The organism is Desulfosediminicola ganghwensis (assembly GCF_005116675.2).
Classification (GTDB): domain Bacteria; phylum Desulfobacterota; class Desulfobulbia; order Desulfobulbales; family Desulfocapsaceae; genus Desulfopila; species Desulfopila ganghwensis.
On record NZ_CP050699.1, the window covers coordinates 3386343 to 3408974 of the forward strand.

A 22632-nucleotide genomic window follows, 5' to 3' on the forward strand; every position below is an offset into this window, starting at 1 on the left:
ATCAACTGAAAAAATTATCAGGTGGATTTAAAACGGGATGAAAGATATGACTGATACGAAGAGTCTGAATGAGACGATTATTACTATGGCCAAAGCTGCACAGCAGGCGTCCGTTGCTATGATGCCGGTCTCCAGCAAGCAAAAAGATGGCGCACTTCGTCGGGTTGCACAGTTACTTGATCAGAATCGACCGATTATCCAGTCTGAAAATGAAAAAGATCTGCTGGCCGGCAGAGAAAAGGGTCTCTCAAAAGCAATGCTGGATCGTCTCGCTTTGACCGATAAAGTGATTGACTCGATGATTCAGGGGCTGCAGGAGGTAATCGCTCTGCAGGACCCCGTCGGTAGTGTTGATTCTTTAAAGCTCCGGCCAAACGGTCTGCAGGTGGGCAGGATGCGCGTGCCCCTCGGCGTGATTGCGATGATTTACGAGTCGCGTCCAAATGTTACCATCGACGCTGCCGCGCTCTGTCTGAAGACAGGAAACGCTGTACTTCTTCGGGGCGGGTCTGAAGCTATTCACTCAAATTTGGTCCTGGCCGGTATATTGCAGCAGGCATTGCAGGAGACGGGTTTGCCGACGGATGCTGTACAGGTTATTCCTGTAACCGATAGGCAGGCTGTTAACTTTTTGTTGCAGCAGGAAGAAACCATAGATCTGGTTATTCCAAGGGGAGGAGAGGGGCTTATCCGATTTGTGAGTGAAACATCGAGGATTCCGGTGTTGAAACACTACAAAGGAGTCTGCCATATCTTCGTTGATGAGTATGCTGATCTTGATAAGGCCACACCTGTAATTGTTAATGGTAAGACGAGCCGTCCCGGCGTATGCAATGCCCTGGAAGGTGTGCTGATTCATGAGGCTGTAGCAGACAAATATGTACCTGAAATTGTTAAAACACTTACCGATAAGGGTGTTACAGTCAAGGGGTGCCAAAAGACAGTCGAGCTTTGCAACTTGGCCGAGCAGGCCTTAGAGACCGACTGGGGTACGGAATTCCTGGAACTCACCCTGGTTTGCCGCGTTGTCAAAGATATGGAGGAGGCGTGCCGTTATATCCATAAGCACGGTTCTAAACATACAGAGGTGATTCTGACCGAAAATTACAGTAACGCCAATGCCTTTATTTCTCATGTAGATGCTTCTGCAGTCATGGTTAATGCCTCAACCAGGTTCAATGATGGAGGCCAGCTTGGGCTGGGCGCAGAGATCGGTATCAGCACTACCAAGTTACATGCCTACGGGCCAATGGGTCTTGAGGAGCTTACTGCCAGGAAGTTTGTGGTTTATGGCAACGGTCAGGTACGGAACTGATGCAAAATGTCGGTTTGCTGGGTGGGACATTCGATCCCATCCACGATGGACATCTTCAGTTAGCCAATGCGGCGAGAACTGAATTGGGTCTTGATAAGGTATTACTGATACTTGCCGCAGGGCCACCCCACAAATGTCATAACAGTGTCACTGCATTTCACCATCGTAAAAAGATGTTGCTACTTGCTCTGCAAGATCGGGAATTCATTCAGCCCTGCTTTGTGGAGGGTGATCTTCCCGTGCCATCGTACACCATTGACACTGTCAGGTTTTTGAAAAAACGAGACGGCGATACTGTCAATTATTCCTTTATTATCGGAGTGGACGCATTTGCAGATCTTTTGAGCTGGAAAGAGTATAGGCAACTGCTGTCACTCGTTCACCTGATTGTTGCCAAACGCAAGGGGTTCAGTAGGCAGGGGGCACTTGACGCTATTGCGCTTCAACTCGGCTATCGCGTTGAAGCCTCAAACTCTAGATGGGTGGCAGAGGGTGAATTGAAAGACATTTATTTTCTTGATGCCCAGCCTGATGCCATCTCCTCTTCCACAATACGATCAGAATTGAGACGTGGAACAGTGAAGGTGGCAGGGGTACATCCGCAAGTGTTGGATTATATACGAAAAAACGACCTGTACCTTACGTAATCCTACCTCCAGTCATTATTTTCCACTCGGTTACCAGATTCATTGCATGCAGGGTATTCCCTTTATTGTGATGATTTCATTTGATTTTTCAGGAAAATATTTTAGAGTTCATGTCCATGTCAGGAACTCTGAATTGGAATATTATTTCTGCCAGGTAGACTGCTTATGTCTGACTCCAAACTTGGGAATACAGTGGAAACAAAAATTAAAATTCTCATTGTCGACGATTCCATAATTTTCCGGAAATTTCTTCAGGAAACTATGAAGGGGTTGGCTGGCATATCTATTTGCACTGTTGCCAAAAATGGCATAGAGGCACTGGATCTGGTGCTGAAAATTCAACCTGATGTCATTTTGATGGATCTGGAAATGCCGTTGATGGACGGTGTTACAACTCTGCAGCATCTGATGATACACAGACCCACGCCAACTATTATATTTTCAAGTAACGCGGATGAGGGCTCAAAAGAAGAGGTCGAGGTCCTGAAGAATGGTGCGGTAGGTTTTTTCAGCAAAGCAGATTTTTTTGTCAATGGCAGGCAAGATGCGTTTTCGGCCAGAATTCGCCTGGCAATAATAGCAGCGTCGAAAACTCATGTTGAGCATCAGCCATTAAGCAGCCAATCATCTGTGGGCAGCACAGTGAAGAAAGAGACTAGCATGAGGTTGGTTTTCTGTGAAGAGTGCGGTGCCAGAAACAGTGTTGAATTAGAGGCAGATTTAAACAGCGATACCGTCTCGTTATGCAAGGAATGTGGTGATCCGTTAATAATAATTGAAGACATGAAAGCAGGAGCAGCCTGATGGAAGGCTCTTTATATAGAAGTACTGTGTTGGAGGAATAGCTTACAATGTTATGGGAAGAAGAAGTCCCAATGCTTAACCGGGGAGTCCATAAAGAACTTGTTGCCAAAGCGTATGGCCCGGCTTCACTTGGGCAGAGAGTTTACCCACCCAAAGAATGTGTTTTTCAATCGATGCGAGTCACCACTCTCGACTCGGTCAAAGTTGTGGTAATCGGCCAGGATCCATACTTTAACGAGCATAATGGTGTCGGGCCTGAAGCGCATGGCTTATGTTTTTCTGTAAAAGATGGGGTACCAACGCCTCCGTCGCTGAGAAACATATTCCTGGAAATAAACAACACAGTTTATAAGGGAAAGGCGGGCAGGAGCAAAACAGACCTGACAGACTGGGCAGAGCAGGGGGTGTTGTTGCTCAACGCCAGCCTGACAGTAATAGCCAAGCAACCTAATTCACATGCAAAGCTTGGCTGGCATGAACTCACTGACGATATCATTCAGACAATCTCCCGGAAGAAAGAGAATGTAGTTTTTATGTTATGGGGAGCATTTGCTCAGAAAAAAGCAGCACTTATTGACAGCAGCAAACACCATATTCTTAAAACCAGTCATCCTTCACCACTTTCCGCTCATAGGGGATTTATCGGCTCTGGTGTTTTTGTGAATTGTAATAGATATTTGGAAAGCAACGGTATGGCTCCAATTATCTGGTAATAAAAAAATCCGATTAGCGCTCACCTTCAGCTTGAGAAGGTGAGAGGACAGAGGTGATGAGAGAGGTGTAACTGATTAGCAATTGCACAATCGCCTGAATCATTATGCAATCGGCTCGTAGAGAAGAGCTTTTTAGCTCTAAGCTGTTACTCCTATCAACTTTCCCCTCACGCCTTGAAGCCGAGCTTTAGTGGTAATTCAATAAAAAAGCGAGAATCCTACACGATCTTAAGAGATGATGGTTCTTATGATGTCTCTTTTACCGATTATGCCTGTCATTTTTCCGTCTTTGAGTACCGGCAGGGTGTGCAGTTTTTTCTCGGCCATGATGGTGGCAATCTCATCAAGCCCGGTCTCCTCTTCCACCGTGACAGGATCAGGCGTGTAGATTTCTGCAACCGTTGCACCTGCTATTTTCTTCATCTCCTGATCCATTTTGGCTGGTCTTTCCAGAAAGATAAAGGCATCGAGGATAGTGGCGACAGCCGGTATATGCACTTTTTTATTCTGATAGATCAGATCGCTTTGGGTAACAATGCCTATGAGTTGTTCATCCGCATCGACAACGGGTACACCGCTGATGTCTTTACTTGTAAACAAGAGTGCCAACTCTTTTACTGACACGTCTTTAGTGACAGTGATCAATTCTCTGGTCATGATGTCTGCAGCGATTTTCATAGTGATGACCTATTCTGTTTGTAATGCCTTCAAAGTTTCGGGAATCATGTGGGCAACTTCACTGGCGGTATAGCCCGGTCCAAACTCATCGTACAATCTGTCAGCTGCAGCACCGTGCAGGTAAACACCTGCTGCTGCTGCAGTTAGCGGGTCAAGCCCCTGACAGAGCATTGCACCGATTATGCCGCAAAGGACATCCCCCATGCCACCGGTCGCCATTCCAGGATTACCGGAAGTGTTGATGAGCGTGGTACGTCCTGGTGAGGCGATAATAGTACCCGCTCCCTTTAGGATAACTATATTCTGGCTGCTGTCATTATTGAAGGCGGCACACGCCGTGCGGGCGGCTTCGAGTCTGTTTTCCTGTATTTCGCTAATGGTCCAGCCTATCAATCTGCTTAATTCTCCGGGATGTGGAGTGAAAATTCTCAATCCACCAGCCTCACGGATATATTCCTTACTTTCAGCGAGAATGTTTAGAGCATCCGCATCTACAACTGTCGGGGCAGTTACCTGTTGATATAAAGAGAGTATCAGTCGGGCTGTGTTTGTTGAGGTGCCGATACCAGGGCCGATAACCAGTGCATCTTTGCCTTCAAGCTGAGAAAGGATGAGGTCAGTATCGTTGTAGGTTAAGGTATTGGTACCCGAAAGCGGAATGGTCATTGCCTCGAGCAGGTTCGTTTCGATGACCGGATTAAGATCACCGGGTACGGCGAGGCTAACCAGGCCACATCCCCCCCGCAATCCACCAAGTCCGCTTAATATGGCAGCGCCGGTTTTGCCCGCTGAACCGGCGAGTATCAGAAGATGGCCGTAATTGCCCTTGTGCGAAGAACGCTTCCTGGCGAGTTCCGGAGCGATTTTTTTAATGATATTTTCATCTAGCAGTTCGTTGGAAACTGGTACCTTTTCGAGAGCTTCCGGAGGAATGCCAATATCGATTACCTCCAGTTCACCTGTCAGTTCACGGCTGTCGTGAATAAAATGACCTGGCTTTGCAAAACCATAGGTCGCTGTGTAGTCTGCCTTAACACAGGTACCAAGCACTTTGCCGTTATCGGCATTCATGCCGGAGGGACAATCGACAGAGATGATGGGTTTCTGGTGGGCAAATCCATGACTATTGATCAACTCAATGGCGGAGGCATAATGTTCTGCCACATCACGGGTAAGGCCAGTACCGAAGATAGCGTCTATGATAGCGTAGCAGGGCATACCACGTGACTCTATCTGTTTGTAGAGAACTGAAATGGTCTGCACCCTTGATTCTGTATCAATGACATGAAAGGGCAGCCGAAGCTTTTTAATAATGGCAAGGTTGGTCGCGGCGTCGCCTTTGAGTTTGTCCGGGTTTATCAGAAAGAAAAATATAGGTTTGCAACCCAATTGGTGCAAATGGCGACCAATAACGAGACCATCACCGCCATTGTTGCCAGGGCCTATGAAAATAGAGGCAAAGGTATTTTTGCAGTCACCGAGATGTTTCTGCATCATACGCACTGTACCAAGGCCGGCATTTTCCATGAGGACGATTCCTGGAATTCCGAACTCTTCGATGGCGCATTTATCGAGGGCCTGCATTTCCTGGGCGGTGGGCAATTTCATACGGACTCCTTACGAACGGAACAGCTATCCCGGGCTGTGAATTTCTGGTCGTTATTTCTATCTTATACAGTCATTACCTCAGATACTATTGAACGGGCTGAAATATTCAAGTAAAAATATATAGATGTAATCAAAAAAAACTATTTGACACCCTTCGACCCTGAGGGCGGGGCGGCCGGGCTTATGTTCGTTTTGGGTGCACAAAGTTTACATGGCTTGAAACCGGCTTCCTCGGCCCAGGCGGCACTGAGAAATGTGGTTGAGCAACTGTCCTGGTTATACAAACGACATTGAGAGTAGTGGTAGATTTTTGCATGCTCATCCCCACGCAGCACCTTGAGTTCGTCATCGGCAATTTCTTCACCGGGCTTATCGCCGCTCGGGCTTTGCGAAACCTCGGTTCGGGACCCAAACAGCAGGTTGTAGATCTTTTTCCACAGATAAACAAAAGGCTTCAGTGCTATGGCATAGAGATTGTTCAGCATGAACTGCAGCCGTTCAGGTAAAATGGGTTTTTCGTGGGTGACCCTGTTAATCGCGTAAAAAGCTATGAGCAGGAATATAGCATTGGGTAGCCACATAATAAACGCCACAGGTGCCTTGCCATCATCAGCCAGAGTCCTCCCGAGAGTGAAGAGTACGTAATACAGAACGAATACTGCCAAGCCATATGGTATGCCGGTGGCCCGTTTACCGGGGCCTGACTGGAGTCCGAGGGGGAGCCCGAGAATAGTCAGGATAAGGCAACCGAACGGCAGCACAAGGCGTTTATGAAATTCGGTCAGCAGTTCACGCCCATCCTCTGTATTGAGTCCTTTCTCGTGTGCTCTTTCATAGAGTTGCATCATTCCCAGCGATTTTCTTTCGCTGGGTTTGGGCTGAGAACCAGGCTGTAATGGAATGTTGATTATATACCGCTCAAAATTGACGATTTGAGCATCCTTTTCATCCGGGCGATGGAGGCTACCGTTTTCAAGGAGAATAGTAATATTCATTTCGTCGAGATTACTGAACATTCTGCCCTTGGAAGCCATGGTGATGGAAGGGTTCTTTTGTCCGCGCATGTCTGAGACCCAGACGTTTGTCCACTGCCCTGTGTCATTGTCAATTTCGCCGACATGCACCACCAGATCTCCAAGTGCCTCGGTAAACTGATACTCCTTGATTCCCTTATCGATTTTTTCTTTCAACAGCTGATAGGTCAGCTGCTTCATGGAAATTTCACTTGCAGGGATGAGTTTGGTCGAAATGTACGTGGTAGCAAGTGTTATCGACAGGGCGACGATGAAAAGTGGTGGCAGAATTCTGTAGACGCTTATGCCGCTGGCTTTGAGTGCAAGTATTTCCATGTCACTTGAAAGCCTGGAAAATGCAATGATTACTCCCATCATTGCCGCCATGGGAAGGGTGTAGAGCAGCATGTTCGGCATCATATATGAGAACATCCTGACAAAATCGGTGAAGCTGATATCAAGATCCAGGGCAAAATTCAAAAAGGGGATCAGCTTCACAAGAAAAAACACACCGTTCATAATGAGAAAACTGGCAAAAAATGGTGCCAGCATCTCGGTGCTGAGATAGCTATAAAGAAGGAATGGATTCCGGGTAAGTGCTTTCATAACTTTGCAGGGAGCCAGGAGCAGGTAAGCAATCGTGTAAAAGTAATAATTTTAGCCAATTTGCGGAGAGATTACTTAAAAACCGATCTGAGAACAAGCTGAAATACTTGAAGATAGTACTCTCTGCCAGGTTCATCGAATATTCCGGCAGATAGTGAGACTGAATGTTTCACGAAAATTCAGAAAATTTCAGATTGTACAAAAAAATAACAGCTGATTCCGGCAAAAGGTGTCGCTCCTTAACGGGTGACAACCAGAATCACCAAACTGCATGGCTGATTTTCAGTCTCTGGAGTGTATGTATGATCCCATGTTCTTCGTACCAGGTGTTGCCAATAGTTTACTACGCTTTTGTACTTGATGCCTCGATTTCAGAATCGGCAACCCCATGAATGAGTCAGCTGAGTTTCAAAAAAAATCCCCGGTGCAGGTAATGCGCCGGGGATCTGTATTAGAACCTGGATTCAACAATCGGTTCATCGATCGTAATTTTAATCCAGTTTGGATCCCACCATTCAATCGGTGTGACAAAGACACCGTTAATCAGCATCGAAAAATGCAGATGGTCGCCGCCGGCCATTCCGGAGGTGCCACTGTTGCCAATGTTGTCACCTGTGGCGACCATGTCTCCGGCATTGACATTGAGCTGACTCAGATGTGAGTAAAGACTGAATACTCCCTGGCCATGGTCGATCAGCACCATTTTGCCGTAGATCCCCAAATAATCGGAAAAAACAACTTTGCCTGCATTGGCAGCTTTTATAACAACTCTGCGGGTTGAGGCGATGTCCATGCCGAGGTGAACCTGTTTGTCGATTGCTTTATCATTGTAATAATAGGTTCTATGGTCGGCAAAACCAGCACGCCCGGCACCGGCCATGCGGTGAAAACGTCCTTGCCACAAACGATCTTCAACGGGCTCACTGCAGAGTTCGGCAATTTGTTTATTGTTTTCCTGGCGTATATTACGGTTGATGTGCAGGTACTTTTCTACCATATCACCTGGTATGTCAGGGTAATACTGCTCGAACTCCGGAACTTTTGTATTCAGGAAACCGTCGCTGATGTTAATGCGATCATGCTTTTGTCTCGGATCCTTAAAAATAGGTGAAAACGGCAGTGCAGAAGTGTTTCCAGCTATATCTGTGGCTATAACCCGGGCTTCGGAAATCTCGGTGGCATCATATGGCAGGCCGAAATAGGCAATAAACGTATTTTCCCTTCCGTCACCGATTGGATAGCCTTTGTTAAAGGTACTATTAATCATGACACCGTGGTGTTCGGTGTCATCATCCGACATAGTATAAATTGCAATACCTGCACCACCAGGTGCGATATAGCGCTCGCTGTGGAGTATACCCAGGCGGGGCGGTTTGGTATCGAGTGTGAATGTTTTGCTGGCAGTCACGGTGTTGCCGGAAAGAAAGCCACGAAATGAGTAATCACTGGCGGTAACGCTGATAGTTATCTCACCATCCTCGAAACCGAGCTTCTTGGCGTCGAAAGGCAGCTCCTGCGTATCATTCATCGGGCCAATCGGGCCGGTATATCCGCTTCTTGGATAACTGTGAGAGTAAAGTTCCTTCGTTGTATTTTTTTGGCTCGCGGAAATGTTTACCTTGCGTAATCCGCTGCCTACGTCAGAAGTTGTTATATTCAGGGTACTTGCAGCACCCAGGTATTCGGGGATAGAATCAAGGTTAACGGTAGGGGCCTTGCCTTCAAAGAAGAGGAAATAGGAGGCACCACCACCCCCTAATACTACTATTAATAAGAAAATGAAGAAAAAACGGCCTGATTTTCTGGAGTTGGTCGGTTTGTTGAGTCCCATGAGTGCAGCTTGTAAAGGGTTAGGGTATGAATCATCTGATCACCACTATCTTTGCCAGATTATTTCATACTTTTCGATATGTAGATCCTTGGCAGGAGCTACTATTAAACGCTTTCCTGTATCGTGTTCAAGCTGAAGCCTGGTCAGCTCTTCTTCGTGGGAAAGCATGTCAGCGATGCGGGGATGTACCCTCACCGTGACGGTGCTACCACCTGCGAACCTTGCATTCCTGTTGATCTTACGGAATATATCGTAGCAGATGGTACGTCGAGATTTCAACATACCCTCACCGGTACAGTAATGGCAAGGCTCACACATCAATTGATAAAGGCTCTCGCTGTTTCTCTTCCTGGTCATTTGGACCAGGCCAAACTCTGAGAGTTTTAAGATATTAATACGGCTCTTATCTTTTTTGACAGCGTTTTTGAAGGTAGTAAAAAGTTCCTCCCGGTGAGCCTCATCCTCCATGTCGATAAAGTCAATAATTATAATGCCGCCAATATTTCGCAAGCGGAGCTGATAGGCAATCTCAACAGCCGCTTCCATATTGGTTTTGAAAATCGTTTCATTGAGATTGTTTTTGCCAACGAATCTTCCTGTATTTACATCTATTACAGAAAGGGCTTCCGTGCTTTCAATAATGATGTATCCACCTGAGCGAAGCCAGACCTTTTTTTCAATAGCCCTGTTGATCTCCGCCTCTATTCCGTGAGCCTCGAAAAGGGGTGTTTCTCCGGTGTATAGATTGAGCTTTGAATGCAGCTCAGGGGCGAAGGTGTTGACGAATTTTTCAATCTTTTTGAAAGCTTCTTCATCATCAATCGTCAGGCGATCAACGTCTATGGTAAAAAGGTCACGAACAGCCCTGAGTGTTATGTCAAGGTCTTCGTAAACGACAGCAGGTGCATAAGGTGACTTGGTACGATCCTGAATTTCCTCCCAGAGATGCAGAAGAAATTCCATATCCGCTTCAAGTTCCTCAAGCCGTGCGTTTTCCGCTACAGTACGAACTATAAAGCCAGCTCCCTTGGGGCGGATCTGTTCAATCTTTCCCTTAAGGCGGTTTCGTATCTCCTCTTCCTCGATTTTGCGGGAAACCCCGATATGATCGGTAAGAGGGATATACACGAGGTTTCTACAAGGAAGCGTGATATGGCAGGTAAGGCGCGCACCTTTGGTACCAATTGGATCTTTGCTCACTTGCACCAGGATTTGCTGGCCTTCGGTAAGCAGATTTTCAATCTGGTAATTTTCTGGACGCCTGGACATACGTTCATTGAGTTCCTTCTCGGCTTCACACGGGTGCACAGGAGGGGACTCTTCTGAACCGTCTACATCAGGAATTGATTCCTCAACATGGATATCGTCAACATACAGAAAACCTGTTCGTTCAAGACCTATGTCGACAAATGCAGCCTGCATACCAGGTAACACACGAACTACTTTACCCTTGTAAATGTTGCCCATCAGGCCTTTCTCGGTTGGTCTCTGAAGGTGATACTCACTGAGTACACCATCTTCGACCAGCGCAAGACGCACCTCATAGCTTCTGGAGTTGATAAGTATTTCCGTAGTCATGATCGATTTTCTAGCAAAGTATAAGACTTTCCGTGTATGGAAAGGAGATTATTGATGAAACGTGGAGTATACAGTACTTATAGAGCAAAAAGCCACACTTTATAACAATATGATTTAATATGTCCATCAAGTAAATATGCTTTCACATCCGGTTTCCGTAATTATTCCCACATATAATCGTAATGACTTCTTAAGAGAAGCATTAAATTCAGTTTTTCGGCAATCAGCCAGATGTGCTGAAATTATTGTTGTTGACGATGGTTCAACGGATGGAACTGAAGAGTTTATTTCCGGCTTAAAGGCAGAATCACCGACTCCCATTCATTATCTGAAACAAAAAAATAAAGGCCCGGCTGCTGCCAGAAATTTCGGAATTTCCCTTTCCTCTCAAGAGTATATCACCTTTCTCGATTCAGATGACCACTGGAGAAAAAGAAAAATCCAATATCAGCTAGGGGCTATGCAAAAGCAGCCTGATTATTTAATCAGCCATACCAGGGAAAAGTGGTACAGAAAGGGAGAGCATCTTAATCAGAAGAAAAAGCATATACCGCGTCATGGTGATATCTTTTCCCATTGCCTTGAGCTTTGTGCCGTTGGCATGTCTACAGTAATGGTGAGAAGAGACCTGTTTGATGAAATAGGTCTGTTTGATGAATCACTTCCTTGTTGCGAAGATTATGATTTCTGGCTCAGGGCCAGTTGTAGGTATCCCTTTCTCCTTGTTGATGAGCCTCTCACGATAAAAGAGGGAGGGAGAGATGACCAGGTGTCACATCAATATCGCGTAGGCATGGACAAATTGCGTATTGAATCCCTTGAGAAACTCCTGAAGGCAAATGTACTTACACCTGAGCAGGCGACAATGACCAGAAAAGAGCTGGTGAAAAAGGCCACAATATATGGTAACGGCTGCATGCGGCATGACAGAGTGCAGGAAGGCCAAGAGTATCTGGCTCTTGCCCGATCAATGGAACCAAATATCGAACAGCCTGAAACAAGGCCATAAAATGAAAAAACAGTCCTGGTGGGATCCGTCCCGATATATACAACATATCCATGTTGACGAAAGTTGCGTCGATGACCCGTATGCGAGAGAAATTCTGGAAAGGGCTCAGTTGCCGTGGGATGTTATTGCCAAAGGAGACGATCCCGCGTAGTTTGAGCGTGCCTACCCGGATAATATGTCTGAAGGCAAGAAACATCTGTACCTTACCAGGCATAAAGGACAATTTTTCAAACCTTGTCCCGCCACCCGTGAGTATCGCTGCTGTGATTATCATGTGCTCAACACAGGCATGAACTGCCCCATAGACTGTGTGTATTGCATTCTGCAGGCATATCTTAACAATCCGTGGTTGTCGTTCTATGTAAATGTAGACGGCCTTCTGGCAGAGATAGACACGGTACTGCAAGACAATCCTGAAAAGGTGTACCGAATAGGAACAGGCGAATTCACCGACTCTCTGGCCATAGACAGGCTAACGGTTCTCAGCAGGCGACTGGTAACCCATATCGCAACGTATGAAAATGCCATGCTCGAACTCAAGACCAAATCTGCGGTTATTGAGAACCTTAAGGATCTGGATCACCAGGGCAGAACCGTTATTGCCTGGTCACTCAATAGTCGACCGGTCCTGCAGAAAGAGGAAATTCGCGCGGCGACTCTCGAAGAGCGTTTAGAAGCTGCACGGCAATGTGCCGAGTGGGGATATAAGCTCGCGTTCCATTTCGACCCAATCATTGAGCATGAGGGGTGGGAAGAGGGCTACGAAGAGACTATCAGGAAATTGTATGACTCCGTTCCGGCCGACAAAATCGTCTGGATTTCCATGGGAGCCCTGCGATATCTCCCCAAATTAAAGGAGATAGGTGTTGGCAGGTTCCCGGGGCCGCGGATGTAATTCCAGGAATTTGTTGAAGGGCTTGACGGAAAAGTTCGATATTTCAGAGATAACAGAGTCCGTCTTTATAAATCCATTTATGGAATGCTCAAAAAACGTGCAGCAGAGCGTACCTGTATTTACTTTTGCATGGAGAGCGATGAGATCTGGCGGGAGGTAATGGGTTTTGCGCCTGAAGAACAAGGTGGCGTGCCAGCCATGCTCGACCGGGCATTTTTTGATTCGCCACGATAATATTTCTACAGGAAAGCAACCGGCTAGCACGGTGTTTGAGTAGTGCATGTGAATGTTTTCACATTATACTTGGCGTTTTGCATTTCTATCGTATACTTTACGCTTTGCTATTATCACGCGGTTTGATATATTCCAGCGTAATTAAAAGGAGATAAGAATAATGATTAATAAGGCAATACTTGTAGGTAACTTAGGGGCCGATCCTGAGATTAGATATACCCAGAGCGGCACTTCGGTTGCGACGTTCAACGTTGCGACTACCGAGCGCTGGAAAGGACAGGACGGTCAGATGCAGGAGAGTACAGAATGGCATCGCATCGTCGCTTGGGCCCGTTTGGCTGAAATTTGTGGTGAATATCTCCACAAAGGTTCAAGAGTCTATGTCGAAGGTAAGATCCAGACCCGCAAATGGCAGGATCAAAACGGCAACGACAGATACACAACCGAGATCGTGGCCAGAGAGATGAAAATGTTGTCTCCACGTGGCGGTGAAGGTGGCGGGAACATGGGAGGCGGCGGCGGTGGTGGTTTCAGTGAGCCGATGCCAGAGCCACCTAGCTGGGGTTCTGTAGGCGGCACCGGAGAGGATGTGCCGTTTTAGTATCGAGCTTCTGCTTTATAATTACCAAATAAGAAACCCCAAATCCCGCATAAGCAATGCGGGATTTGGGGTTTTTTATTTGGAGCAAACGGGGTCGTCAATCTTTCATCGGAAGTAAAAAATTCTTCAGGGGGCATAGCCCTATTTGAAAAGCTACTGTTGTGAGCATAATCTTAGGAGAGAGTTGAATATATTTAACACTCTAATCAAAAGTAGCCAAATAAGAAGAAAACCGATTGCTCGGCGTTGTGAAATCTTTCAACCAGTCATGTGGTGTATTTCTATCATGTGATACCACTGGTCACGTGGGGTCAGTTCAATATGCTTTTACGCTTCTCATGGTTTTGAGTGCCAAAATTGTAAAACCGCAACACTAGCGTTCAGTTCCACCTCAAATTTCTCTAATACAGCCGATCACCTGCCGAAGTCGTCAGCCTGCCACCAGGTTGACTGAAGGCTGTGCGCCTAAGTCGTAGCTTGGCGGCAGGTTGAATTCTCCTACGCTTTACTGGTTCAAACAACCCGATAGATGGATAAGATGGATTGTTTGAACAACCAAAGTATGCCGTTACCCTACCAATAACTCGAAGAACCGAATGTGATCTATAGGCTGGGCCCAAGGGTTGTTGTGGGCAATAGTCTGGTATTGTTCTGTGGGAAGAATATCAGGTTTGCGTATTATACCCATATGCACTGCTGTCTCACAAATAATAACGTGATTACGGATAAATAAAGGCTCGGAGAGCTTCTTGTGTTATAGTGAATTTGCGAAAAACAATATAATAACAAGGAGATCCGAGCCATGGGTCATTCTAGCACAATCCTAAATCAGATTGCTTCATTTTTCCCAAGACATGATTTTGAGAAACTGGCAAGAAAGCATCATCATGGACAAAAGTTTCGCTCCTTCAACAGATGGAGCCAGTTTCTCGCCATGACTATAGCCCAACTCACTTCCAGAAAGAGCCTTCGTGACTTAGTCAGCAACCTGGCCGTTCAAAAGTCTCGTTTGTATCATTTGGGTATGAGGCCAACTAGTCGGGCCACCTTGGCTCGTGTCAATGAGCAACAGCCTTATGAGACTTTCAAAGCCATGTTCTTTCAGCTTTTGCATAAGTGCCAGGCGAATGCTCCGAAGCATAGGTTCAAGTTCAAGGGTAAAATTTATTTACTCGATGCAACGATGGTCAATCTCTGTCTCTCAGTGTTTCCGTGGGCTAACTACCGCAAAACCAAGGGTGCCATGAAATTGCATTTTGGCCTTGATGCAAGTGGCTATCTTCCAGTCTTCATGGATATGACGGAGGGCAAAAAACATGAAATCGAATGGGCACGATCTCTTAACCTGCCTGCCGGTTCTTGTGTAGTTTTTGACCGAGGGTTCACCGATTACACTTGGTACGAGACCCTCGACAAACGCAAAATAACGTTCGTAACACGGCTTAAAAGTAATGCAAAAGTCTATCGCTACGGCAACCGACGTAAACCCGATTCTCCTGATGTTCTTGAAGACCAAAAGATAAAAATTCCAGGATATCAGTTCACTTTTCGACGGATTATCTATGTTGATCCAGAAACGGGCATTGAGTATCAGTTTGTGACAAATTCGAGGAAACTCAAAGCATCAGAGGTTGCTGCAATTTATAAAGAACGCTGGCAAATCGAACTGTTCTTTAAGTGGATCAAGCAACAACTAAAAGTGAAGACGTTTCTTGGAACATCTGAAAACGCAGTACTTACACAGCTATGGATTGCCCTCTGTGTCTATCTAATGCTGTCGTATTTTAAATTCATGGCCAAATTCAAAGGATCGCTCACGCAACTGCTCAGGCTATTGCAATTGAACATTTTTGAAAGAAGACCGTTGGCTGACTTGTTAAAGCCGCCTGACAAACCAGGAAAAACACAATTTTCGCCACAACTTGCATTGTGGAATTAACTATGAGACAGCAGTGACCCATATGGGTATATCACAGTTATTTGCGTATTTGGGGAGTTATAAGAACTTTCTTTTATATCTCTTGCATCTTGGACCTGTTTTGCCTAGTATTAGAGAAAATATAGCTATTTCAGATATATAAGTGTGTGAGTCATCACGCACCAAGTAGGGACTACCACAACGGGTAGCTACCCGTTGTGGTAGTCGTATTTATCGAAAATGGAGCAGAAATCCCCAAAAAGGGAGTACTCCTATATTACACGTTAACTTTAATTAATAACAAACCCTATAACTAAAATAAATAGAGTGTACTAATTATGGCAATTTTTAGATGCAATAAATGCGGTCATATTCGAGAAGTTGGATCTGATTATGTCGGAAAATCTGTAAAATGCCCAAAGTGTGCCCAGGCATCAACCATTCATGACACTGTTGCTTTTCTTAACGCGTTGATAAAAAAGCATATATCCCAAAATAAAGAATTGAATCTACTGCGTAAAGAATTGACTATTGAAAATTCGCTTCAACCTACCATTGAAAATATTTCTTTGGAAGACATTGATATTCATAATACCAATATCCTCACTCAAAAGCATAATCTTGCCCCTATAGAAGAATGGTTTGTAAAACGAAAGATTGAGGTGTCATTGGATCCAGATGCAGTTGATACTACAGGTTTTTTTGATGAGATAGCACTGCTATTAGGGAAGGAATTTGCCGTATTAAGTTATGTAAGTAACCAAATTAAATATATCCAAAACAAAGGATACACCAATGTTAAGCTTGAACTGTCCAATAAAAATCAAAAAGAAATACAGCAAATCACATCATTTTGCAAAACTCTATATGACTATTCGTTTGTAGCAAAATACCATTACCAGAAAAAAGAAGAAGTTATACGATTAACACTACAGACCGCTCCGAAAATACGTAATTTTTTCAATGGAATTTGGATGGAGTGGTTCGCACTAATGGAAGTATTAGAGTTTTTCAGCAATCAAAATTTAAATTTAGCTTGTTCAAGAAATTTAGATGTTTCATTCCCTGGCAATAGTTCATATGAGCTTGATTTGTTCTTGTTGACAGACAAGGGAACTCCAATCTGTGTCGAGTGTAAAACTGGCGAATTTCGTCATGATATTGACAAATATTTAACTCTAAGAAAGAAAATTAATATTGATAAAAGACTATTTATCATTTGTGTCTTCGGCCTTAGTCAAGAACAAGCACAAGGTATGAGCAGTATGTATGATTTGACATTTGTAAATGAAGATAATTTATTAAATCACATTCAGACTGTTATCTAAACCATGGCTCAAAGAAAATTATTAAAGAATGGTTAATCGGGTAGCCGGGGGTGTTTAGCCCCCAGCCCCCACACCACCTAGCATGCGGGTCCGCACTAGGCGGTTCCCAAAGAACACCGGACCGTAGTCGGATGAAGTATATCCGCAGCTCTTTGACAGCAAGAAGGCGACAACTGCTGATTACACTTGAGAGAGAGATGGTTCTTACATCGCGCCTACCAATGTGCTCACCCGGTCGGGTTCAAAGCATGGTAGAGCATATAAGATCTCTCTATCCTCTATGGGTTTAGCCCTTCAGCGGGGTGAACCATCCCGGCTTTTCTATTTACCGAGCTCGTATCCAGTTACCATTGTCCCTTAGTGGTAACGTCCTTCGCCTACTATGGCCTCTGCTGACTCCTGCCCAATCACCCTGCATGTTGCCATACAGGGCGCTGCCTAAACAGCGACCGCTCGTTGAACAGGCCTCCCCGGATAAGAACGTGATCCTTCCCTACACGACCGCAGCATTTACCGTATCTCCTGAATCCTGGGCTTTGCCATGTGGTGCTGACTTACCCGGAGACTCGGCCTTGTATGCTGTTTCTGTCCGTCGGCCCATAGTTATGCACTCCGGCTTCCTCCAGACCACCCCTCACGAGGTCGCCCTTGCCTTCGGCTAGTATTTATGTTTCTGTAATTAAACGGAAACAGGATTCCCATACAGGGGACTTGCACCCCATAAGATCACGCCCATGCCGGGCGTACACCAAACAATCCACCGGACTCGCTGAAGCTCGCCGGTGAATTTCACGCTAACTAGAATAACAATCAATAAAACAATTTAGTTAAATTAAAGGAGTAATAATGGGTATATTTTCTAGCCTTATAGGAAATGCAGGAGTTGTCGAACCAGATGATCTCACACATGAGTATGAAAAACTACTTGCAGAAGATGAATCAATAGAAGTTGGCTTTAAAGTTATTAGAGATACATTTATTTTTACAAATAGACGTCTAATTATTATAGACGTGCAAGGTATGACTGGAAAAAAGATTGAATACCTTTCTATTCCATACGGAAAAATAACTAAATTCAGTATCGAAACATCTGGACATTTTGACCTTGATGCAGAGCTAAAAATATGGGTAGGAAGTGCGCCTGATCCAATAGAAAAAACATTTAATAAAAAGGTAAATATATACGATCTACAAAAGGTCTTAGCTAAGCACATATCGTAATATAGGCGAAAAACAATATAAGCTAACCAGCTGTTCCACCGGACTCGCTGAATCTCGCCGGTCAAATCAACGTTCGATTCAGATACATGCAAAAAGTTAACTGGAAAGTTAGACTCATATATTTCCTAAGTTGTGTGGGAGTATATTTGGCTCTTACTTACTCTATTGGATTGATAAATGCACTATTGCCTCCAAGGATTTGGACTTACCTTTCCATTCTGCCAGCTATACCTTTTATTTCAGCATTTCACGTGTTTTTTGGTATATTCGCTTACATAGTGTTTGTCTGGATCATGGCCTTTAGTTTATGGATGGTTTTAGGCCGATCTAAGATAGGCGGGTTCATTATCGCAATAGTCGTAGGCATCCTGAATGGATATTTATCAAGTCTTCTATCGTGGCAGTTTGGCCCATGAAGTCACACGTCACCGTTTCGATGGAAAAAATTGGTGAGTGGACATTTCACAAATGTATCGGTCAATGACTCTGGTGTATTGGATCGAACAAGCCGCTGGAGGTGACGCGGCTCATACGTTATGCATGATGTATTGAAGACAATATGAAAAAAATTTTATTGGCAGGATCAACGGGTTACTTGGGAATCTATATTGCAAAGGAACTTCAACAACGATCCTGTTTTTTCAGGGCTATTGCTCGAAGCCCAGAAAAACTTGAGCAAAATGATATTAAAGCCAACGAACTGCTTAAAGCAGAACTGACTGACCCAGAGTCCATCAGAGAGTGCTGTAAAGGTATCGATATCGTTATATCAACTGTTGGTATCACAAAACAAAAAGATGGTCTTACATATATGGATGTAGATTATCAAGCCAATATGAATTTGCTGAAAGAAGCTAAAAAAAATGGAGTTACAAAATTTATTTATGTTTCAGTCCTAAATGGTGAAAAGCTAAGAAACCTAAAAATATGCGACGCAAAAGAGTTGTTTGTTGAGCAGTTGAAACAGTCAGGGATAGATTATTGTATTGTTCGCCCAAATGGATTTTTCTCAGATATGTCAGAATTTTTTAACATGGCAAAAATTGGGAGAATATATCTTTTTGGAAACGGAGAATTGAGAGCGAATCCAATCCATGGTGAAGATTTGGCAGTTGTTTGCGTAGACGCTATCGACAGGCCTGATAAAGAAGTTGAAATTGGAGGCCCCGAAACACTCACCCAAAATGAGATTGCATCGATAGCCTTTGATATTTTGGGTATTAAGCCGAAAATAACACATATCCCAGATTGGGTAAGGATTACAATTCTCAATTTGGTAAAATTACTTACCGGAAGTAAGTTTTATGGACCAGTTGAATTTTTCATGACAGTCATGGCAATTGATATGCTTGCCCCTGAATATGGCAAACGCACGTTAAAAGAATACTTCTTGGAATTGAATAATAAAAAGGTATAACGAATAAGGATAGATTGTGATCGCAAAGCGATCCACAATCTTATCCGTGGTTGAACAAGCCCGGCTTTTCTCCTAAGGAAATATCTTTTGAAAGTAATTACCCTGGAAGGGGGCCTTGAATTCTAGCTGTAATTATAGAGCATAGTTATCCCTTCACCTGACAAGGTGTGAAAGAAACAGATTGTTTTCATAGACTGCATTACCTCCTGCTGAATTTATGTGAGAGCAGCGTCCAGGCTAATCATTATCCTGATCTGCCGTAGTCGAATCGAAAGCGTATCACCAGCATAGCCGCCTTGCATTTTGGGCAGGAATACTTTGGCCTTTGCCGCTGTTTTGGCACTATTGGGGTAAAGACATGCAGTATAAGCTGAATGAGGGTTCTGATTTTTCTGGCATTGGCGTGCAGAAAACCGTAATCCCGCACGCGTCTGAAGCCTCTCGGCAGGACATGCTTGACCAGGATGTTCAGGAAATCCTCTGCTTTTACTGTGGAATATCTTAGCTCATCAGTCCTACTGTCACGGTACTTGAAAGTGACATTTCCGTTGTGACTTGCCACAATATTTTTCTCGCTGATGACGCCTCGATAGAGATATCTGGCCAGATATTTCAGGGCCGGGAAGCCATTGCCCACGCATTCACAATGGGCAACCCACTTTTCAGGCAGATTTTGAGGCAGGGACAGGCCTGTTGATTTCAGCATGTCGAGGAATTTGCCGCGGAAGGTTTTGGCCAGGGCAAATCCATTGAAGAGATAGTCATTTTTCACCTTTCTCCACTTGCCGAATCGTTTATCTATACCGCCGCCAGGGATGAGTACATGAATGTGGGGGTGAAACGAGAGGTCTCGCGCGTGGGTGTGCAGGATCATGGTCATGCCGATCTCCGCTCCAAGATGTTTTGGGTTCGCAGCAAAGGATCTAAGGACTTCAGCGACGCATTTGAACATCAGGGAATAGACAGTTTTCTGGTGCCCGTATGCCAGGTATCGCAGTTCATATGGTAAGGTAAAGGTGGCCAGGAAGTAGGGGACCGGCATGAGCTTCGCCTGCTGTTTATCAAGCCAGGAACTGGTCTGGTGATTGAGGCAGGTTGGGCAGTGGCGGTTGCCGCACGAGAGGGGGCGCCATTCTCCATGCTGGCAATCAGGGCATCGTGCATAGAGTTCGCCAGATTGAGGGGTTCGACACTGCTGTATGTCCCTCAAAGCCCTCAGTTGCTCTGGGATGGCATTGCCGCCATGACGAATCATGTACAGGTCGAAGTATTTGTTGATGAGTGATTTAATGTCCATGTTGCTTCCTCGTTGGGTTCAGCTCCATGGAATTGATCAGCTCGTTTATGGTGGCAATGCTATCCTTTTCCGCGGTGTAGGTGAGCTGGGCGTAACGGGCAGTGGTTGTGGGGCTTGAATGCCCGAGAAGTTCCTGGATGTGGCGAAGGCTTAAACCCGCTTCGAGGAGGTGGGTGGCAAAGCTGTGTCTGAGGGAGTGGATGGAGACTTTTTTTTAATGTTACAGGCTGCAACCACCGCTTTCATGGCCTGCTGGGTGGAACCGATGTTCATGTGAGAGGTTGCCCTGATGATGGTTTCAGCAGAGCCTCTATAGTTTGGGAAAAGCAGCTTGGGATGGCGATGATCCTGCCAGAGAATGCGTAATGCCTTCAGGGTTCGATCAGGCAGTGGAACCAGACGATCTTTATGTCCTTTGCCTCTGCGGATATGTACCCGTCTGCGATTGGCATCGATATCTCCGATCTGTAAAGAAAGTGCTTCCTGTAAACGCAACCCCATGGAGTAAGTAGTAAAGAGAAAGACCCGGTAACGGAGTTTGCGCGTGTTGTGAACAAGTAAGGCAACTTCTTCTCTAGTAAGGATATCCGGGATTGTTTTCACAGTTGGTGGCTTGACGATATTGAGCCATTGCCAGTCCTGCTCCAGGACGTGCTTCCAGAAGAACATCAGGCCGAGCCTGTCGAGCTTTACCGTACTCCAGGAATAGTTTTCTACCAGACGGGTAAAATAATCTTCGAGCTGCTCCACCGACAGTTGATCTGGGCAACAATCAAAATGTTCGGTAAGACGACGAACAGCCCGGGCATAGGCGCTGATAGTTGCCTGACTCTTGCCTTGAAGCGTAAGCTTTTTCAGGTGCCGATCGTAAAGGATTTCAAAACGTTTGGAATCTTTTGCCTTCATGGTATACTCCTTTTTCTGTAAGTGTCCGGAATTGGACTCTTTACTGAAGTATACTCAAGACCTCTGCCGCGTAGCGGCTTCGTTCAACAACAACTTACACACGGATCGCATAAAGCTGCGCTCGTTCCTCGCTCCGCATTTCGCGCCCAGTGAAGCGGGGCGTTATGCCCATCGAGAAGCTTTGATATTAAATGAAATTATTTCAATAAAGTTGCTTTTTCATAGTGTTGTATTTGCTATATTATTAATACGTTACCTACTCTTTGGCTCTTGCGCTTCTATATGGCTTGCAGTTGGATCTTATGATAGAGATGATGCTATTTTCAGTTTGTCTCCAGCTAATATGATTCATCCATTAAGTAGCGGTATAGCTATTAGTGCACTATGCCTAGTCATATTTTTGGTAAACTAATTTGTATGGCCCCGTAAATCCATTAGATTTATTTATGTCTTAGCTTTTAGCTTGGTGACAATTATGTGCATTGGGCAGATTGTCTGGTGGTCAGCAACAGCAAGTGTTTAAAATAGTTATAACAAACGAATTGGGCTGACACGGAAGGGCCCCCGATTTAGTAGATACCAGTAATTAACTCCACTTAACGGTGTCCGATGGCGAAAAACATAAATCCTAAAAAGATCTGGAAGTGCCCTGAGAAGTTCAAACTCAAAGCAGTTAAGTTCAGCCTCCAGAAAGGAACCATGGTCAAGGATGTAGCAGCAAATCTGCGCCGAGTTTGTGGCGTTAACTTCCAAAAAACTACATAACAAAATATGTCGGATATTAAGCCTGGTATTTACAAACATTATAAAAACAAGAAATACAAAGTTATTTGTCAAGCGACACACTCAGAAACAGGAGAAGAGGTTGTTGTGTACCAATGTTTATATGGTGATCACAGCATGTGGGTACGACCAAAACAAATGTTCACTGAGTTGATTGAAGTCGATGGGAGAAAGGTTCCTAGATTTGAATTTATGTCTGAAATTTAACATCGTTCTAATTATAGTAGCAT

General features: G+C 44.8%; 20 protein-coding genes and 1 pseudogene. 14 read left to right on the forward strand and 7 right to left on the reverse strand.

What is annotated here, in order from left to right; all coding sequences use genetic code 11:
• The first annotated feature begins 46 nt into the window (after positions 1 to 46).
• From FCL45_RS14370 to ung, 4 genes are all read left to right on the forward strand, one after another.
• Positions 47 to 1315 carry a glutamate-5-semialdehyde dehydrogenase gene (locus FCL45_RS14370; RefSeq protein ID WP_136795796.1) on the forward strand — a complete coding sequence of 423 codons (1269 nt, stop codon included), beginning with the start codon at positions 47 to 49 and terminating at the stop codon, positions 1313 to 1315.
• Positions 1315 to 1962, forward strand: a complete 648-nt coding sequence (gene nadD / locus FCL45_RS14375) for a nicotinate (nicotinamide) nucleotide adenylyltransferase (RefSeq protein WP_136795795.1) — start codon at positions 1315 to 1317, stop codon at positions 1960 to 1962. Before FCL45_RS14370 ends, nadD begins: the two co-directional genes overlap by 1 nt.
• 165 nt (positions 1963 to 2127) lie before the next feature.
• Entirely contained in the window at positions 2128 to 2766 is a 639-nt protein-coding gene (locus FCL45_RS14380) for a response regulator (RefSeq protein ID WP_136795794.1), read from the forward strand.
• Positions 2767 to 2813: 47 nt separating this feature from the next.
• Entirely contained in the window at positions 2814 to 3479 is a 666-nt protein-coding gene (ung, locus tag FCL45_RS14385; protein ID WP_136795793.1) for a uracil-DNA glycosylase, read from the forward strand.
• Between the two features lie 228 nt (positions 3480 to 3707).
• On the opposite strand, the gene FCL45_RS14390 is transcribed toward ung, so the two are convergent.
• The 5 genes from FCL45_RS14390 to FCL45_RS14410 all read right to left on the reverse strand — a co-directional run bounded on the left by FCL45_RS14390 (position 3708) and on the right by FCL45_RS14410 (position 10793).
• Positions 3708 to 4157 carry a CBS domain-containing protein gene (locus tag FCL45_RS14390; protein WP_136795792.1) on the reverse strand — a complete coding sequence of 150 codons (450 nt, stop codon included), beginning with the start codon at positions 4155 to 4157 and terminating at the stop codon, positions 3708 to 3710.
• 9 nt (positions 4158 to 4166) lie between these two features.
• Positions 4167 to 5765 carry an NAD(P)H-hydrate dehydratase gene (locus FCL45_RS14395; RefSeq protein WP_136795791.1) on the reverse strand — a complete coding sequence of 533 codons (1599 nt, stop codon included), beginning with the start codon at positions 5763 to 5765 and terminating at the stop codon, positions 4167 to 4169.
• 140 nt (positions 5766 to 5905) lie between these two features.
• Positions 5906 to 7384 (reverse strand): LPS export ABC transporter permease LptF, encoded by a 1479-nt coding sequence (lptF, locus tag FCL45_RS14400; RefSeq protein ID WP_136795790.1) that lies wholly within the window; start codon positions 7382 to 7384, stop codon positions 5906 to 5908.
• Between the two features lie 451 nt (positions 7385 to 7835).
• The gene (locus tag FCL45_RS14405; protein ID WP_136795789.1) at positions 7836 to 9215 is read right to left on the reverse strand and encodes a M23 family metallopeptidase; all 1380 of its coding nucleotides are present in this window, start codon (positions 9213 to 9215) and stop codon (positions 7836 to 7838) included.
• A gap of 45 nt (positions 9216 to 9260) precedes the next feature.
• Positions 9261 to 10793 (reverse strand): Rne/Rng family ribonuclease, encoded by a 1533-nt coding sequence (locus FCL45_RS14410; protein WP_136795788.1) that lies wholly within the window; start codon positions 10791 to 10793, stop codon positions 9261 to 9263.
• Positions 10794 to 10929: 136 nt separating this feature from the next.
• On the opposite strand from FCL45_RS14410, the gene FCL45_RS14415 reads away from it, so the two are divergent.
• The 9 genes from FCL45_RS14415 (at position 10930) to FCL45_RS14445 (ending at position 19416) form a co-directional block, all read left to right on the forward strand.
• Positions 10930 to 11802, forward strand: a complete 873-nt coding sequence (locus FCL45_RS14415; protein WP_136795787.1) for a glycosyltransferase family 2 protein — start codon at positions 10930 to 10932, stop codon at positions 11800 to 11802.
• 1 nt (position 11803) lies between these two features.
• The gene (locus tag FCL45_RS24625; RefSeq protein WP_228721340.1) at positions 11804 to 11953 is read left to right on the forward strand and encodes a hypothetical protein; all 150 of its coding nucleotides are present in this window, start codon (positions 11804 to 11806) and stop codon (positions 11951 to 11953) included.
• A gap of 24 nt (positions 11954 to 11977) precedes the next feature.
• On the forward strand, positions 11978 to 12697 hold the full coding sequence (locus tag FCL45_RS24630) for an SPL family radical SAM protein (RefSeq protein ID WP_228721341.1): 720 nt from the start codon (positions 11978 to 11980) through the stop codon (positions 12695 to 12697).
• 84 nt (positions 12698 to 12781) lie between these two features.
• Positions 12782 to 12931, forward strand: a complete 150-nt coding sequence (locus FCL45_RS24635; protein ID WP_228721342.1) for a hypothetical protein — start codon at positions 12782 to 12784, stop codon at positions 12929 to 12931.
• A 160-nt stretch (positions 12932 to 13091) separates the two neighbouring features.
• Positions 13092 to 13532: a single-stranded DNA-binding protein gene (locus FCL45_RS14425; RefSeq protein ID WP_136795786.1), complete on the forward strand. Its 441-nt coding sequence runs from the start codon at positions 13092 to 13094 to the stop codon at positions 13530 to 13532.
• Positions 13533 to 14334: 802 nt separating this feature from the next.
• Positions 14335 to 15471 carry an IS4 family transposase gene (locus FCL45_RS14430; RefSeq protein ID WP_176360051.1) on the forward strand — a complete coding sequence of 379 codons (1137 nt, stop codon included), beginning with the start codon at positions 14335 to 14337 and terminating at the stop codon, positions 15469 to 15471.
• A gap of 317 nt (positions 15472 to 15788) precedes the next feature.
• On the forward strand, positions 15789 to 16778 hold the full coding sequence (locus FCL45_RS14435) for a TFIIB-type zinc ribbon-containing protein (RefSeq protein ID WP_136800014.1): 990 nt from the start codon (positions 15789 to 15791) through the stop codon (positions 16776 to 16778).
• Between the two features lie 846 nt (positions 16779 to 17624).
• A complete protein-coding gene (locus FCL45_RS14440; RefSeq protein WP_136800013.1) occupies positions 17625 to 17999 on the forward strand; it encodes a PH domain-containing protein in 375 nt (124 codons plus the stop codon).
• A gap of 559 nt (positions 18000 to 18558) precedes the next feature.
• The gene (locus tag FCL45_RS14445) at positions 18559 to 19416 is read left to right on the forward strand and encodes an SDR family oxidoreductase (protein ID WP_136800012.1); all 858 of its coding nucleotides are present in this window, start codon (positions 18559 to 18561) and stop codon (positions 19414 to 19416) included.
• A gap of 244 nt (positions 19417 to 19660) precedes the next feature.
• Here the strand turns inward: FCL45_RS14445 and FCL45_RS14450 are convergent, their stop codons facing one another.
• Both FCL45_RS14450 and FCL45_RS25100 read right to left on the reverse strand, forming a co-directional pair.
• Positions 19661 to 20713, reverse strand: a complete 1053-nt coding sequence (locus tag FCL45_RS14450) for an IS91 family transposase (RefSeq protein ID WP_176360015.1) — start codon at positions 20711 to 20713, stop codon at positions 19661 to 19663.
• Positions 20703 to 21619: pseudogene (locus FCL45_RS25100) on the reverse strand (tyrosine-type recombinase/integrase). Before FCL45_RS25100 ends, FCL45_RS14450 begins: the two are co-directional and overlap by 11 nt.
• 771 nt (positions 21620 to 22390) lie before the next feature.
• Between FCL45_RS25100 and FCL45_RS14465 the strand changes: the two are divergent.
• Positions 22391 to 22609, forward strand: coding sequence for a DUF1653 domain-containing protein (locus FCL45_RS14465; RefSeq protein WP_136799299.1), 219 nt, complete (start codon positions 22391 to 22393; stop codon positions 22607 to 22609).
• The last annotated feature ends 23 nt before the right edge of the window (positions 22610 to 22632 follow it).

Coding starts and splice junctions, on each gene's coding strand:
- FCL45_RS14370 (WP_136795796.1), top strand. CDS start 47: ATGACTGATACGAAGAGTCTGAATGAGACGATTATTACTATGGCCAAA.
- nadD (WP_136795795.1), top strand. CDS start 1,315: ATGCAAAATGTCGGTTTGCTGGGTGGGACATTCGATCCCATCCACGAT.
- FCL45_RS24635 (WP_228721342.1), top strand. CDS start 12,782: ATGCTCAAAAAACGTGCAGCAGAGCGTACCTGTATTTACTTTTGCATG.
- ung (WP_136795793.1), top strand. CDS start 2,814: ATGTTATGGGAAGAAGAAGTCCCAATGCTTAACCGGGGAGTCCATAAA.
- FCL45_RS14465 (WP_136799299.1), top strand. CDS start 22,391: ATGTCGGATATTAAGCCTGGTATTTACAAACATTATAAAAACAAGAAA.
- FCL45_RS24630 (WP_228721341.1), top strand. CDS start 11,978: ATGTCTGAAGGCAAGAAACATCTGTACCTTACCAGGCATAAAGGACAA.
- FCL45_RS14450 (WP_176360015.1), bottom strand. CDS start 20,713: ATGGACATTAAATCACTCATCAACAAATACTTCGACCTGTACATGATT.
- FCL45_RS14430 (WP_176360051.1), top strand. CDS start 14,335: ATGGGTCATTCTAGCACAATCCTAAATCAGATTGCTTCATTTTTCCCA.
- FCL45_RS14440 (WP_136800013.1), top strand. CDS start 17,625: ATGGGTATATTTTCTAGCCTTATAGGAAATGCAGGAGTTGTCGAACCA.
- FCL45_RS14390 (WP_136795792.1), bottom strand. CDS start 4,157: ATGAAAATCGCTGCAGACATCATGACCAGAGAATTGATCACTGTCACT.
- FCL45_RS14395 (WP_136795791.1), bottom strand. CDS start 5,765: ATGAAATTGCCCACCGCCCAGGAAATGCAGGCCCTCGATAAATGCGCC.
- lptF (WP_136795790.1), bottom strand. CDS start 7,384: ATGAAAGCACTTACCCGGAATCCATTCCTTCTTTATAGCTATCTCAGC.
- FCL45_RS14410 (WP_136795788.1), bottom strand. CDS start 10,793: ATGACTACGGAAATACTTATCAACTCCAGAAGCTATGAGGTGCGTCTT.
- FCL45_RS14425 (WP_136795786.1), top strand. CDS start 13,092: ATGATTAATAAGGCAATACTTGTAGGTAACTTAGGGGCCGATCCTGAG.
- FCL45_RS24625 (WP_228721340.1), top strand. CDS start 11,804: ATGAAAAAACAGTCCTGGTGGGATCCGTCCCGATATATACAACATATC.
- FCL45_RS14445 (WP_136800012.1), top strand. CDS start 18,559: ATGAAAAAAATTTTATTGGCAGGATCAACGGGTTACTTGGGAATCTAT.
- FCL45_RS14435 (WP_136800014.1), top strand. CDS start 15,789: ATGGCAATTTTTAGATGCAATAAATGCGGTCATATTCGAGAAGTTGGA.
- FCL45_RS14415 (WP_136795787.1), top strand. CDS start 10,930: ATGCTTTCACATCCGGTTTCCGTAATTATTCCCACATATAATCGTAAT.
- FCL45_RS14380 (WP_136795794.1), top strand. CDS start 2,128: ATGTCTGACTCCAAACTTGGGAATACAGTGGAAACAAAAATTAAAATT.
- FCL45_RS14405 (WP_136795789.1), bottom strand. CDS start 9,215: ATGGGACTCAACAAACCGACCAACTCCAGAAAATCAGGCCGTTTTTTC.